Below are 14,358 nucleotides of genomic sequence, written 5' to 3' on the forward strand. Positions count from 1 at the left end.
GCTGTCGACATTTTGTGCGCATTCGCGTGAAAAAACCTTTTTGCAGCGCTGATTTAGTTTGATAAAAGCGTTTTGCAAGCGAAAGAGCCAAGAAGCATGAAACCGATCTTCCACCGCAAACGGACGCTCCGCGACGTCGCCAAAGCGGCGGGCGTGAGCCTTTCCACCGCCTCGAACGCTCTCAACGGCGTCGGCCGCGTCAATGCCGAAACGCGGGAGAAGGTGAACCGCATCGCGCAGGAAATCGGCTTCCGCCCCAATGCGCTGGCGCAGAGCTTGCTTCGCAAGCGCAGCCTCACCATCGGCATGCTGACCAACGACACCTATGGCCGCCTGACCCTGCCGATGGGCGCGGGCGTGTCGGAGGCGCTGGTGGATCACGGCGTCTCGGTGTTTCTGTGCGCCACCAACAATGACGAGCGGCTGGCGCGGCTGCATCTGCAGGCGCTCAACGACAAGCAGGTGGACGGCATCATCTTCACCGCGACGCGGCTCGACCTGAAGCCGCCGCCGGAGCTGTTCACCCTGCCCATTCCGGTGGTTTACGTCTTTGCCGAAGGGCCGTCGCGCAGCGTCAGCTTCGTGCCTGATGATGCTCAGGGCGCGCGCCTCGCCATCGATCATCTGAAAGCCCGCAGGCGCAACCGTATCCTGCATATCACAGGCCCGAAGGATTATCTCGCCGCCCGCGTGCGCGCCATCGCCTATTCGGACGCTTGCGGCGAATGGGAGCCGATGTTCGGCGAGTGGTCGGAAGAATGGGGCCACGAGGCGATAAACATAGCCTTCGCGCGCGGCATCCGCCCGGACGGCATCTTCTGCGGCAATGACGAGATCGCCCGCGGCGTCATCGATGCGCTACGCGACCGGAACATCACGGTTCCCGGCGATATCTCCGTCGTCGGCTTCGACAATTGGGAGGTCATCGCCCGGCAGACACGCCCTCCCCTCACCACCATCGACATGGAGTTGAAGGAGCTTGGACGCCGGGCAGGCCTTGCCATGCTGCAACTGACGCGCGGGGAAGAGATCGCGCCCGGTATCGTGCGCCTGCCATGTAGCTTGGTCACCCGACACTCCAGCTAACAGGCAAGCGAACCTGCAAATTTTCGTGCAACATAAATCTTCCGAAAGGCTTTTCACTGTGCGCCTCTATACGCGCGGCGGCATAACGTCTACTTTATGCTGGGCTATCAGCACTTCTGTGAGAGCCCGGGACCTGACCGATGCGGCCTTCGGCCAATGAACATATGAGGAAAACATGCCTAGCGGCGATGGCAGTAGTCTGCCCGATATTCTTGGAATAATAGCTGTTCTTTTCCTTGTGGCTGCAAATGGATTCTTCGTCGCGGCCGAATTTTCCCTGGTTGCCGTGCGCCGCAGCCGCGTGGCGGAGCTCGTCGCGGCCAAGCGGATGAACGCAGCCGTCCTGCAACGCGCCGTCGACCACCTTGACGCCAACCTTGCCGCAACGCAGCTCGGCATCACCATTTCATCGCTCGCGCTGGGCTGGGTTGGTGAGCCGGCGCTCGCCCATCTGGTCGAGCCGCTGATGCATCTTGTCCTGCCGCAAACACTGGCTGTCGCCAGCTCCCATGCGATTGCGGTGGCCATCTCCTTCATCATCATTACCGCGCTGCATATCGTGCTCGGCGAACTTGCACCCAAGAGCCTCGCCTTGCAGCGCAGCGAGGAAACCGCGCTCTGGGTGTCGCGTCCGCTGCAATGGTTCCTATTCCTGCTGCGCCCCGCCATCATTTCGCTCAACGGCCTCGGCAATCTGGTGCTGCGGCTTGTCGGGCTGCAGCCGGGGACCGGCGAAGGCTCGCTGCATTCGCCGGAGGAACTAAAGCTTCTCGTTGCTGCCAGCCAGGAGGCAGGCCTTCTGCATCAGGCGCAGAAGGAAGTGGTGGAGCGTGTCTTCAATATCGGCGACCGCCGGATCAGCGACATCATGACCCCGCGCATGGAGGTGGATTGGATCGATGCCGATGACAGCCAGGAGGAAATCCTGCGTGCCATTCGCGAATGTCATCATGAGCAATTGCTGGTGGGCCGCGGCGACATCAACGAGCCGCTGGGCATGATCCTGAAGAAAGACCTGCTCGACATGGTGCTGGACGGCAAGCCGCTGGATCCCATGGCTGTGATGCGCGAGCCTGTCATCGTGCATGAGTCGATGTCGGTCTTCCGGGTCCTCGAGCAGTTCAAGAGCGCACCGGTGCGCCTCGCCATCGTCATCGACGAATATGGCAGCCTGGAAGGCATCGTCACCCAGACCGACCTTCTCGAAGCCATCGCCGGCGACCTGCCGGATGTGGAAGGCGAGGAGCCTGACGTCGTCGAGCGTGAGGACGGCTCGCTGCTGATCGACGGCATGATGCCCGCCTATGACGCGTTCCAGCGGCTGGGCATGGTTCCACCCGAGGATGGCGATTATCACACGCTCGCAGGCTTCGCGCTCTTCCAGCTAGGGCGCTTGCCTGAGGCCGGCGATTATTTCGAATATGGGGGATGGCGCTTCGAGATTGTCGACATGGACGGTCGCCGGATCGACAAGATCCTGACCACCCGCCTTACCTCGCCGCCGGCCGCCGAGGTATAATTCCATTTTTGGCCGGCCTGATTTTCAGTCACGGGCAGTATTGCCCGTGACGCTCGTATAACCACGCAGTTAGAGGAAAAGAACATTATTAAAAATCAAATAAAAGTGTTTGGCGGAAACACAATCGAGTGAATTACCTACACATGTTTCGTTATGAAACACAATAAGGCCAAAAAACCCTGCCTTCGGCCTAATTCTTTCCAAAATTTAATTTGTCTTTAGACGGCCCCGAAGGCGAATTGCGTTCGCATCTCTCGCGATGCGCCAGTTATCTGTCGATAGCAGAAGAGAGTTGAGTATTTTGCAAGTTCCGTCGATTGACCAAACAACGCCCCGAGTTCCGAGTTTCCGTTGGGAGGCGATGCGGGACCACGAATTCCTGATCTTCTATAAAAGCACCGGCACAACGGTTCTGAGCGAGCTCGCAATCTGATGTCCCCAGATTTATCTTATCTTCTAGCGGACTATTACCGCTGGCTGGGGTTTGCCACGGCCGTCGTGGCATGCCTTCTCATCGTTTCAGGCATGGACGATCTGTTCGTCGATGCCTGTTTCTGGGCGAGGAAGCTGAGGGAAAGGCTGGCTGCCAAGCGCCGCCACAAGCCGCTTAAGCCTGAACAATTACGCGACCGGCCGGAACAGCCCATCGCCATCATGGTGCCTGCCTGGCTCGAATATGACGTCGCCGCGCCCATGCTGGAAAACATGCTGAAAGTGCTCGATTATCAGAGCTACAGGATTTTCGTCGGCACTTATCGCAACGACATGGCAACCACCGGCGAGGTCAAACGCCTTGCCGAGCGCTACGAACGGATCACGCGCGTGGAGGTGCCGCATGATGGACCGACCTGTAAGGCCGACTGCCTTAACTGGATCGTGCAGGCCATCTTCGATTACGAAACCCGGCATGGCCTCCACTTTGCCGGCGTCGTGCTTCACGATTGTCAGGATATTCTGCATCCGCTGGAGTTGCTGCTCTTCAATTATCTTCTGCCGCGCAAGGACGTGATCCAGCTTCCGGTCGCCTCGCTGGAACGCGAGTGCCACGAGCTGGTGGCGGGCGTTTATATGGACGAGTTCGCGGAATGGCAGGGCAAAGATTTGCTCGTGCGCGAAAGCCTGACCAAAACGGTACCTCTGCCCGGTACAGGTACTTGTTTTTCACGCCGCGCGCTCATGACGCTTTCGAAAGAGACCGGCAACCGGCCCTTCAACACGGAGACGCTGACAGCGGATTATGACATCGGCCTGCGCCTTGCCGATCATGGGATGCGGCCCGTGCTCGCGCGGCTTCCGGTCCAGTACCGTGTGCAGCGCGCCAGTTGGTTCGGCCATGGCACGGAAAAGACGGCCACCGCAACCATGCCGCTTCGCGTGCGCAAATATTTCCCCAACAGCTTTCGCGCCTCGTACCGGCATAAGGCCCAATGGGCGCTCGGCATCTGCTTCCAAAGCTGGGCTGCTTACGGCTGGCACGGCACGATCACCGAGCGATATTTCCTTCTACGCGACCGCAAAATCGCCGTAACCGTTTTCCTGGCGATCCTCGCCTATTTCTTCGGCGTACAATACGCGCTGTTCGATTTTGCCGAGACGCGGACGCTGTTGAACGACAATGAGCTGTCGCTCCTTGTCTCGCGACGCTGGATCGATTTTCTCTTTATATTGAACGCAGTTGGGTTTGCTTTACGCATTGCCCAGCGCGCTTATTTTACCGGCAGCACATTCGGCTGGCAGCACGGACTGTTGTCGGCCCCTCGCGCCGTTATCGGCCACTTCGTGCGAGCGATGGCGTTGGCGCGGGCCTGGAGGCAGTATCTGTCGCATCTTTTGTTTGGCACGCCACTCGTCTGGGATGGGGTGCTCTCCGACTCCTCTTATGCCAGCCGGGTGCCTCTCGAGCGCGCCAAGCTTGGTGAACTTCTCCTGTCGTGGCGCGCCATCGACGAGGAGCATGTTCAGGCCGCACTCGAAAAGCAAAGCGCAAGGCACATTCCTTTTGGGCGCATCCTTGTTCAGGAAGGGTGGCTGGCAGAAGAAGTGCTGGCCGAGGCGATTGCGTTTCAGTCCGACCTCGATCTCACCTCGGTAACCGAAGCCGACGTGCTCGCGGCAAAGGCGCTCTTCCCGACCGAACTCAGTGTGCGCTGGCGCGTCTTGGCGCTGCCGTCGGGAGAAGAAGGCAAAGTGCGTCTTGCGACAGCCATGCCCTTGTCTGAAACCGCACAGGAACAGATCCGCGATGCGCTCGGGTATACACCCCGGCAGTTCATCGCGCGCGACCGCGATATCACCGCAGGCCTACGCCTTCTCACGAATGCCAACGTGACGAGCCAGCAATCGCTTCTAGGCACCGACATACCCCTGCTGGGCGATCTTATCGTCGAGCAGGGCTTCATCTCCAAGCAGGCCTTCGACAAGGCGATGATGAAATATTCTCCGGAGAGAGACGGGCTGATCGGCAGTTATCTCGTGGCCAAGAACATCATCAACCAGGACATGCTGCAATGCGCCCTGGAGGAGCAGAGACGCTTGGCGGAGCTGGCAGAACCGCAGGAATTCGAGGATAACACCGAAGAAGAAAATCGCTTCTTTCTTCGCGGCAATGCATGATGCTGCCCTATTCTTCCTCGATCACTGGAAATTTACTTTGTCTGCCAAAGATGGACACAAACAGGTCATATCGTGTCCTGGTTTTACCATAGGAGGTATGACCCATGAAGAAGCTTCTTATTGCTGGAACGGTCGCTTTGTTCGCTCTGAACGGCGTGGCCTTTGCCGCCACCGAAACCATCGGTGATTTCCAGGTGCACGCGGATACCATCAAGATAGGCAAGAATCCGAACAAGATGCGTGTCGCCGGAAATGTCGTCATCAAGAGCGGCAATACGACGATCAAGTTAAAAAGGGCTACCCTCACAAAGAATGGAGATCAGGTACTGATCGAGACGCCCGGCAACCACGCGCTGAAAAAGCAGGGCTGATCGTTATAATCATTGAGCCGAACGCGGCGGAGCCCTCGCGCTTCGCCGCGTTCGGCTTTTTATATTCGGCATTCAACGGCAGATGTTGCCCTTCGACCACGCCGTCGGCTGAACGAGACTTGAGGGGCTTGGCAAAAGCTTTCTGTTTATTTATTGAGTTCATTCCCTCACCCTGTCCTCAAGGAGGCTAGAATGCCAGCATTCGGTTCTTCTCAGCGAGGCAGCGGCTTGAAGCATATGCGCGGCTAGGTCCAATCCGGCCGATCACCGCGTAAAAGCGTCAGGACGGCTGCCGCCCGGGCGCCTCCAAACGAGGCAAGCCCGGTATTGTTGTGCGCCGTCGAGAACGGTTTCCTCCTTCGCGGCGTTATTCTACTCATTTTCGATTTCGGGACCGGGTGCGGCTGCATCCGGCAAATATCATGGCTTCTCTACGCAATGCCCTTACGGGCGGCGCTTTTCGCGCCGTATTCCGTTTCCTTCGCGTCCATTGGCAGCGTCAGCCGGGGCGGCTCGCTCTCATCATCGGTGCGGTGCTCGTCGCCACCGTGGCGGATGTCCTGACGCCGCTCTATTCCGGACGCCTGGTCGATGCCGTGTCGCGCGGCGCAGCCACCGACGAAACCGCATGGAACGCGGCGATCACCGCCTTCCTCATGCTGCTCGGCCTTTCGGCAGGCGCCACGCTCATGCGCCATGTCGCCTTTATCGGCATCATCGAACTGACCTTGAAGATGATGTCCGAGATTGCGGCCGACGCATTCCATCGCGTGCAGCGCTTCTCGACCGACTGGCACGCCAACAGCTTTGCCGGCTCGACCGTGCGCAAGATCACGCGCGGCATATGGGCGCTCGATCTCCTGAACGACACCCTGCTGGTGGCGCTTCTGCCTTCGGCGGTCATGCTGGTCGGCTCTACGCTGCTGCTCGGCTGGTATTGGCCGATGATGGGCCTCATCATCGCCATCGGCTCGCTCCTCTATATCGGCCTCACCGTCGCGCTGTCCCTGGGATATGTCGCTCCCGCAGCAAGCCTTGCGAATGCATGGGACACGCGGCTTGGCGGCACGCTGGCCGACGCCATCTCGTGCAACGCCGTGGTCAAAGCCTTCGGCGCGGAGGCACGAGAGGACACCCGCACGGCCAAGGTCATCGAAAAATGGCGCCACCGTACCCGCCGCACCTGGATACGCGGCACATATAACGGCACCTCGCAGGGCCTGATATTGCTTGTCCTGCGCGCCGCGATCATCGGCTTCGCCATCATTCTTTGGACGGCGGGCCGCGCGAATGCGGGCGACATCACCTTCGTGCTGACGGCCTTCTTTATCCTGCAGGGCTATCTGCGCGATATCGGCATGCATGTGCGCAATCTGCAGCGCTCGGTCAACGAAATGGAAGAGCTGGTCGATATCCATGCCGAACCTCTCGGCATCGAGGACCGTCCGGGCGCGCTTCCCATCGCCATCGGGGAAGGGCGCATCGATTTCGAGAACGTGACCTTCCTTTATGGCGGCCATTCGACGCCGCTTTACCGGAACTTCTCGCTGTCGATCCCCGCAGGCCAGCGCGTCGGCCTTGTTGGCCACTCCGGCTCGGGCAAGACGACCTTCGTGAAGCTGATCCAGAGGCTCCACGATGTCACGGACGGCCGGATCCTCATCGACGGGCAGGATGTGTCGCAGGTTCAGCAGGCTTCCCTGCGCGCGCAGATCGCCATCGTGCAGCAGGAGCCGATCCTGTTCCATCGCTCGCTGGCGGAGAACATAGCCTATGCAAAGCCGGGCGCATCCATGCGGGAGATCGAGCGGGCGGCGAAGCTTGCCAGCGCGCATGATTTCATCATGGGCCTTCCCAAAGGCTATGCGACGCTGGTCGGCGAGCGCGGCGTCAAGCTTTCCGGCGGCGAGCGCCAGCGTATCGCGATTGCCCGCGCCTTCCTGGCCGACGCACCGATCCTGATCTTCGACGAGGCGACATCGAGCCTTGATTCGGAATCGGAGGTGCTGATCCAGGAAGCGATGGAACGGCTGATGGTGGGCCGCACGACGCTCGTCATCGCGCACCGGCTCTCCACCGTGCGCTCGCTCGACCGGCTGCTCGTCTTCGACGGAGGCCGGGTGATCGAGGAGGGCGACCATGCCGCGCTCATCCGGCGCAAGGATGGTGTTTACCGGCGGCTTTTCGAGCGCCAGGCGCTGGAACTGACCAAAGGTTTCGTATAATAATACTTAAGGGTCGGAGACGGCCCTTTCTCTCTTTTCATTTTCCGCGAAAGGTCACGCTGGTGATCGTCTATCTGCGCAGGCTTGCGGGCAGGGAGCGGACGGACGAAACCGACCAGCATCTCGCCCGCTATCTCATCTTTATCGCCGGAGCGGCCAATGCCGGCGGGTTTCTGGCTGTCCAGCAATATACCTCCCATATGTCCGGCATCGTCTCGACGATGGCGGATCATCTGGCGCTGGGCGACATGACAGTGTTCCTGGCGGGCCTCGGCGCGCTTCTCTCCTTTACCGCCGGCGCGGCCATATCGGCGATCCTCATCAACTGGGGCCGCCGGCACGACCTCGAAAGCCAATATGCCTTTCCGCTCGTCCTCGAAGCCGGTCTTCTCATCTGTTTCGGCCTCCTGGGCAGGCATCTCGCCCGCTATCAGGGATTGTTCGTCCCCATGACCGTGATGCTCCTCTGTTTCATCATGGGCCTGCAGAACGCCATCATCACCAAATTGTCGGCAACGAGAATCCGCACCACGCACGTCACCGGGCTCGTGACGGACATGGGCATCGAGCTTGGCAAGCTGATTTATTGGAACGGGTCGGCGAACACGTCGAAGCCGCCGGTAAGGGCGGATCATGAGAAGCTCTGGCTACTGGTTTCGCTGGTCTTCCTCTTTTTCACCGGCGGCGTTATGGGCGCGTTGGGCTTCAAGCAGATGGGCTTCTCGGCGACCTTGTTTCTCGCCGCTCTTCTCCTGGCACTGGCCTTCATGCCGGTCCTGGACGATATCGGCGCGAGATTGAAAGCGCCTAGAGCATGATCCCGAAAAGTTGCAGACTTTTCGGATAAGATTATGCGGCAAGACAAAGAGTTAGAGCGTGATGCCCGCTCGGGCTTAATCGCATCATGCTCTAAGGTTTAACGCCGGCAGCGGATTTCGCTGACGACAATCACCGGGCGCTCCGCCTCGGCTTCGACGATGCGCACGGCGCCGGTGCAACGCCTGCGGTGGGGAGATGGGAGCGGTGCGGCAAGCATGATCAGCGGGTTTTGCGTCGACAGCACCATCGGCTTCTGCTGCGATGGCGGCTGGGCAGCAGCCATCGCAAGCGGCAGGACGGCGACCAGCGAAAGGAGCAATCGAAAATTCACGGCAACGCCTCTGATGCTAAAGCTCGTTTTCCGGCATCAGAACGTAAAACTCGCGCCTGTATTCCGCTTTAAAGAACACCATTAATAATTCATTACCTCGAATCATTGTGGAGTATCCGATAGTATTAAATGTAAAATTCTATATTTCTTATAGTACTACGAGAGAATTATTGGAAGCCTTATGTCGCTCCAAGTTCCTGCATCATGAACCGCGCGCCGGCGTCGATGGCGGCGGTGGCGGCCGGCAGTTCACGAGCCATTTGAATGAAGCCATGAACGACGCCAGGATGAAAATCGAGCCTATGGGCAACGCCGGTTTCGGCAAGCCGCCGGCTGAGCGTCAGCGTATCGTCGAGAAGCGGATCGAGACCAGCCGCGCAGAGATAGAGCATTGGCAGGCCATCGAGATCTGCCTGCAGCGGCGCGGCGAGCGGGCCAATACTGGCCTTGCCCAGATATTGCGCCCAGAACCAGCGCATCATCGGCAAGGAAAGGCCGAATGAGCCATCGCCGAAATGGGTGTAGCTGAAACTTCCGAAATCGAGCCCATAGCAGCCAAAATAGAGGGCCGCGGTCTTGACGGTGCGCTTGCCATTGTCCCGCTGGTCGAGGAGGGCAGCGAGCGCAAGATTGGCTCCCGCCGACTCTCCCGCAAGCGCGATGCGCTGCGCGTCAAAGCCGTTGCCGAGGCCCCCTTCGGCAACGAACCGGACAACCGCGCGCACGTCATCGAGCGGAGCGGGAAACGGATGTTCCGGCGCAAGGCGATAATCGAAGCCAAGCACCGCCGCACCGCTCGCAATCGCCAGCCGGCGGAGGAGATCGTCATGCGTGTCGATAGACCCTACCACCCAACCACCGCCATGCACATAGACGATAATAGGCACCGGGCGGTCTTCGACATTGCAATAAAGGCGCGCGTCGAGAGAGCCGACGGCACCCGGAACGGTGAGGTTCTGAACCGTCCGGACAGGAATTGGCGGCGCATTCCACTGCGCATTCATCTCGGCAAAGCCGTCGCGCGCTTCCCGAAGCGAGATATCTTCCATATTGATCTCTGGCTTCGCCCTCATGCGGTGAAGGATGGGAGCCATGAAAGGGTCAGGTCTGGGCAGAGGTTCGGTCATGGTATTCATCTCCTGCCGGGCAAGCCAACCGATGTGATGGCCATTTCCCCGCCATAATCACGGAATGTAATCTAATGTAACGAACCAGGTTGAGGCAAAAATAAGGCCGGAACCCATGTAATATTTAACATAAAATTTAAATATAAAATAAATTCTACAATGCCATTCAAAGAATATACCGCACGCGTCGGAGACGATACATAACAATTTCATTTTTATAACGAATATATATATCCAGACGTGTGGAGATTCCTTTGAACGACGCCATTCACGCTTTCTTCCTCACCTATGCAGCGCTGTTTCCGATCGTCAATCCGCTCGGAACGGCGCTCATCTTCCTTGACATGACGGCCAGATGTTCTTCGCAGGTGCGCCATCAAATTGCCTGGCGCGTCGCGGTGAGCGGCTTCGTGCTGCTGGGCGTGTCGGTGCTGGCGGGCTCTCATATTCTGGAGTTTTTCGGACTCAGTCTCCCGGCGGTGCGCATCGCCGGCGGGATCGTCATCTCCATCATGGGCTGGCGGTTGCTCGACAGCGGGGATGGTTCAACGGACGGCGAAATAGAGAGCAGCAAGACCGACCAGGGCGCGCTCGCCAAGACCTTCTATCCCATCACCATGCCGATGACCTTCGGCCCCGGCTCGATCGCCGTCGCCATTGCCTTGGGCACGCAGCGCTCCAACATGTTGCACAATTTCGACCGCGCCGTCATTCAAGATCTGTCCATATGCGCCGGGCTGTTGGCGATATGCGCCACGGTTTACCTTGCCTACGCCAATGCCGATGTTCTGAAGCGCGTTCTGGGCGAGAACGGAACCAATGTCCTCCTGCGCCTCGCCGCCTTTATCATTCTGTGCATCGGTATCCAGATGATCTGGGTGGGGATCGCCGACCTTATTCATCCGGTGTGAAGGCCTGTTCCGGAAGCTTGCACTCGTCGGCATGGCGGCGCGCCAGGTCCCAGCGTGACTCGTAGAGTTTGTGCCGCAGCAGAAGCTGGTAAAAAACACCGCATACGCCTTCCACCGGCATCGGCGGCTCTTCAGCAATGGAAGGCCAGTGCAGCACATCCTGAATGGCAAGCGCCTCCTGCTGCAATTCGCTCTCGATGCGCATCGCAACATCCGTACCCGGCGAGGGAGCAGAAGAAACTGCCACGCGAAACCGGGGACCTAGGACGGAGCGAAACAGAAAAAGCGCGCGCGGCGCATGAAAATCGGAGGTGACGAGCAGCACGTTGCCGCCCTCCATCCCCTTCTTCCGCATGGCGAGGCCGCTGAAGACCGCATTGCCGATCGTATCGAGCGAATCCTGCTCCATGATCATCCGGTCCCCGGCGACGCCATGCCCGACAAGAAAGTCGTGCATGGTCTGCGCCTCTGAAGCGATGGTGCGCCCGCCGCCGGACAGAATGACGGGAACATCTTTGAAACGCTGGATGATCGGCAGGGCATGGACGAGCCTTTGATCCAGCCTCGGCTGGTTGGCGCCCAGGATCACGATCACATCGGGCGAGCGGTAGGCACTCTCGTCGCCCAGCCAGGGCTGCCGGATATAGTCCGCATAGAAGGCCCGGATCGCCGACATGGTTCGGGACACATTATCTGAAGCGGCTTTCACCATATCCTTGTCCTTGACCAGCGTCTGCAAGGTTTGCAGCGATTGCCGGTCGTTCACCAGCCGCGCGTAGAGCGTCGAAACGCTGCCGTCTGCGATCCCGCGCCGGAAATCGGCGATGCCGTAATCGAGTTTCGTCAACGCTTCCAGCCAGCCACCCGTGCTCAGGGCATGCGTGACGGCAACGGGCGCGTCCGGAGATGGCCTCGTTTCGGGCAGGCTGGCAGCTCCACCGGCGATGGCCAAGGAACCAGACAGTAAAATCCGCTGAATGTTGCGCAGGACCATGAGCTTCCACGATCGGTTTCTAGAACGATTACATTCCAACAATGTCGACCCTAGGTGGATATCCTCGCACTCATTTGGAAGATAACCGAGCCAATATTATGAAGTCTAAGTTAAAGTGTACAAACTATATAAAATATATACTATGCATTAGCGAGCAATGAAACATATAACGCTATGATTATGTCGAATAATCGGCGAATTCCGTATTCACGAAACGGAGAAATTTAATCACAAAAAGGGGATGCACCGGAAGTTTTGTTGCGCAAACAGCGCAAGTCGGGAATCTTGACTTCCCGATACTGATATATCGAGCAACAAAAACAAATTGTCTGGAACACTCGTGAAACAAACTCGTCATATGAAACGTGAAATCGGGCTGGTCGGCCTGACATTCGTCGCGGTGGGCGCCGTGCTGGGTTCAGGCTGGCTGTTCGCCCCCCTCCTCACAAGCCAGCAGGCCGGCCCTGCGTCGATCATCGCCTGGGCCATTGGCGGTGTGGCCATTCTTCTGATCGCGCTTACCTTCGCGGAGATTTCCGCCATGCTGCCGGTGCCGGGCGGCATCGCCCGCGTCCCTCAGTTCAGCCATGGCAATGTCGTGGCGATGGCGATGGGATGGAGCGCCTGGATCGGTTACAACACCACGGCGCCCATCGAAGTGGCGGCGATGCTCCGCTATCTGGCGCCGCATGTGAGCTGGATGAGCGGAAACCTTTCCGACGGGCCGACTATGGCGCTGGCCGTTGCGCTTCTTGCTCTTTTCACTGTTATCAACGCCATAGGCGTGCAATTTTTCATCCGGATCAATTCCACTTTGACCTGGATAAAGATCGCCATTCCCGTGGTCATCATCGTCGCGCTTCTACTGTCACGTTTCGACACGACGAATTTCACCGCGGCGGGCGGCTTCTCACCCTTCGGCCTGCATGGCATCTTTGCCGCCGTTTCGACCGGCGGCATCATCTTTTCCTATATCGGCTTTCGCCATGCCATCGACATGGCCGGCGAAGTGCGCAATCCCGGCCGCATCATCCCGCTGGCACTCATCCTCTCGGTGATCGTCTGTTTTCTGGTTTATGCCGGGCTGCAATTGGCTTTTATCGGCGGACTGCCGAAGGAGATGCTGGCCAATGGCTGGGATGGCGCTTCGATGAATGCCCGACTCGGACCGCTGGCGGCAATTGCCACTTCTCTTGGGCTCATGTGGCTGGTCGCGATCCTCTATGCCGGCGCCATCGTCGGCCCGTTCGGCAACGGCCTCGTCTCGACCGGCTCCAATGCGCGCCTGGCTTATGCTCTTGCAAGAAACGGTTTCTTCCCGAAATTCCTCGCAAGCCTTTCCAAGCGCGACGTCCCGCTGTCGGCGCTTCTCTTGAATTTCGTCATTGGCGCTGCATTCCTCATGGCCTTTCCCTTTCAGGAAATTGTGCAGCTCAATAGCTGCTCGGTCGTCCTTTCCTTCATCGTCGGGCCGATCGCCGTGGTTGCCCTGCGTTCCCTTCTGCCCGACCAGCGGCGTCCCCTGCGCCTTCCAGCGGTGAAGCTGATTGCCGCGGTGGCGTTCGTAGTGTCGACGCTGATCATTTACTGGAGCGGATGGGATACGATCTGGCAGTTGGGCGTGGTGCTTCTTCTCGGGCTGGTCCTTTTTGTCATCCATGCTCGCTGGCTTGACCCGGGGCCGCTCGATATCCGCGAGGCGCGCTGGCTCCTCCCATACCTCGTTGGAATAGCCCTGTTCTCCTATTTCGGCACGTTTGGCGGAACCGGGCGCATACCCTTCGGCTGGGATATCGTCGCGCTCACGATCTTCTCGCTCGCCATCTTCGCATGGGCGGTCGCCAGCCGCCTGCCAAGGGAACGGTGCGTGGAGCAGATCAACCATATCCAAAGCGTCATTCCGGATCTGGAACCGAAGGAAAGCGCGCTGATTTGAGATGCTGCAATGCACTAGATACATTGCTGCCATGCACTATTGTGCATTCTCATTTGGCGTTTACCGCTCTATGGTGTCCTCAACATAGAGCTTCGCAAGGGTTTACCTCCTCCCAAACCCGCGCGATTTAAGGCTGGCACCTCCTCCTCCCAAGCCAGCCTTATCCTAACACACCCGCCGCACCTCCTCCCGCGGCGGGTGTTGTTTTTTGTGCCTATGTCATCTTCCTATCGAAATGAACCTCTGCCGCGCGGACAAATAAAAAGGCCCGCTGCGGGAGGAGGAAGCAGCGGGCCATATCTATGAACATGGCAGGGAGGAGGCGCCATGTTCAGTATTGAGTTCAGGGAGGAGCCAAAGTCTTGAACCCAATGATTCGCGTATAACACAGGCAAGAATAATTCTCGAAGTGAATATGTAAGTCAT

At 58.6% G+C, this 14,358-nt stretch carries 10 protein-coding genes and 1 pseudogene; 8 read left to right on the plus strand and 3 right to left on the minus strand.

Features of this window, described 5'->3' with window-relative positions:
• The first annotated feature begins 96 nt into the window (after positions 1-96).
• The 6 genes and pseudogenes from ACOWVG_RS16880 to ACOWVG_RS16905 all read left to right on the plus strand — a co-directional run.
• On the plus strand, positions 97-1,086 hold the full coding sequence (locus ACOWVG_RS16880) for a LacI family DNA-binding transcriptional regulator (protein WP_420963495.1): 990 nt from the start codon (positions 97-99) through the stop codon (positions 1,084-1,086).
• Positions 1,087-1,261: 175 nt separating this feature from the next.
• Positions 1,262-2,605 (plus strand): hemolysin family protein, encoded by a 1,344-nt coding sequence (locus ACOWVG_RS16885; RefSeq protein WP_420963496.1) that lies wholly within the window; start codon positions 1,262-1,264, stop codon positions 2,603-2,605.
• A gap of 432 nt (positions 2,606-3,037) precedes the next feature.
• Positions 3,038-5,218: a glycosyl transferase family protein gene (locus ACOWVG_RS16890; protein WP_420963497.1), complete on the plus strand. Its 2,181-nt coding sequence runs from the start codon at positions 3,038-3,040 to the stop codon at positions 5,216-5,218.
• 104 nt (positions 5,219-5,322) lie between these two features.
• Positions 5,323-5,589: a hypothetical protein gene (locus ACOWVG_RS16895; RefSeq protein ID WP_420963498.1), complete on the plus strand. Its 267-nt coding sequence runs from the start codon at positions 5,323-5,325 to the stop codon at positions 5,587-5,589.
• Between the two features lie 422 nt (positions 5,590-6,011).
• Positions 6,012-7,814 (plus strand): ABC transporter ATP-binding protein, encoded by a 1,803-nt coding sequence (locus tag ACOWVG_RS16900; RefSeq protein ID WP_420963499.1) that lies wholly within the window; start codon positions 6,012-6,014, stop codon positions 7,812-7,814.
• A 59-nt stretch (positions 7,815-7,873) separates the two neighbouring features.
• Positions 7,874-8,614 (plus strand): annotated as a pseudogene (locus tag ACOWVG_RS16905) (YoaK family protein); the annotation flags it as partial.
• A 116-nt stretch (positions 8,615-8,730) separates the two neighbouring features.
• On the opposite strand, the gene ACOWVG_RS16910 reads toward ACOWVG_RS16905, so the two are convergent.
• Both ACOWVG_RS16910 and ACOWVG_RS16915 read right to left on the minus strand, forming a co-directional pair.
• Positions 8,731-8,964, minus strand: a complete 234-nt coding sequence (locus tag ACOWVG_RS16910; protein WP_420963500.1) for a hypothetical protein — start codon at positions 8,962-8,964, stop codon at positions 8,731-8,733.
• A gap of 179 nt (positions 8,965-9,143) precedes the next feature.
• Positions 9,144-10,091, minus strand: a complete 948-nt coding sequence (locus ACOWVG_RS16915) for an alpha/beta hydrolase (RefSeq protein WP_420963501.1) — start codon at positions 10,089-10,091, stop codon at positions 9,144-9,146.
• A 254-nt stretch (positions 10,092-10,345) separates the two neighbouring features.
• Here ACOWVG_RS16915 and ACOWVG_RS16920 point away from each other — a divergent pair, with 254 nt between their 5' ends.
• On the plus strand, positions 10,346-11,002 hold the full coding sequence (locus ACOWVG_RS16920; RefSeq protein WP_420963502.1) for a MarC family protein: 657 nt from the start codon (positions 10,346-10,348) through the stop codon (positions 11,000-11,002).
• Here ACOWVG_RS16920 and ACOWVG_RS16925 read toward each other — a convergent pair.
• Positions 10,986-11,996, minus strand: a complete 1,011-nt coding sequence (locus ACOWVG_RS16925) for a YdcF family protein (RefSeq protein ID WP_420963503.1) — start codon at positions 11,994-11,996, stop codon at positions 10,986-10,988. The genes ACOWVG_RS16920 and ACOWVG_RS16925 overlap by 17 nt on opposite strands.
• A gap of 358 nt (positions 11,997-12,354) precedes the next feature.
• Between ACOWVG_RS16925 and ACOWVG_RS16930 the strand changes: the two genes are divergently transcribed.
• On the plus strand, positions 12,355-13,932 hold the full coding sequence (locus ACOWVG_RS16930) for an APC family permease (RefSeq protein WP_420963504.1): 1,578 nt from the start codon (positions 12,355-12,357) through the stop codon (positions 13,930-13,932).
• Positions 13,933-14,358: the final 426 nt, after the last annotated feature.

The sequence above is a fragment of the Brucella sp. IR073 genome (genome assembly GCF_049065735.1).
Taxonomy (GTDB): Bacteria; Pseudomonadota; Alphaproteobacteria; order Rhizobiales; family Rhizobiaceae; genus Paramesorhizobium.

What these genes read in the sequence shown, in the direction of transcription:
- ACOWVG_RS16895 (WP_420963498.1), top strand. Translation starts at nt 5,323, where the DNA reads ATGAAGAAGCTTCTTATTGCTGGAACGGTCGCTTTGTTCGCTCTGAAC.
- ACOWVG_RS16925 (WP_420963503.1), bottom strand. Translation starts at nt 11,996, where the DNA reads ATGGTCCTGCGCAACATTCAGCGGATTTTACTGTCTGGTTCCTTGGCC.
- ACOWVG_RS16885 (WP_420963496.1), top strand. Translation starts at nt 1,262, where the DNA reads ATGCCTAGCGGCGATGGCAGTAGTCTGCCCGATATTCTTGGAATAATA.
- ACOWVG_RS16880 (WP_420963495.1), top strand. Translation starts at nt 97, where the DNA reads ATGAAACCGATCTTCCACCGCAAACGGACGCTCCGCGACGTCGCCAAA.
- ACOWVG_RS16890 (WP_420963497.1), top strand. Translation starts at nt 3,038, where the DNA reads ATGTCCCCAGATTTATCTTATCTTCTAGCGGACTATTACCGCTGGCTG.
- ACOWVG_RS16900 (WP_420963499.1), top strand. Translation starts at nt 6,012, where the DNA reads ATGGCTTCTCTACGCAATGCCCTTACGGGCGGCGCTTTTCGCGCCGTA.
- ACOWVG_RS16930 (WP_420963504.1), top strand. Translation starts at nt 12,355, where the DNA reads ATGAAACGTGAAATCGGGCTGGTCGGCCTGACATTCGTCGCGGTGGGC.
- ACOWVG_RS16915 (WP_420963501.1), bottom strand. Translation starts at nt 10,091, where the DNA reads ATGACCGAACCTCTGCCCAGACCTGACCCTTTCATGGCTCCCATCCTT.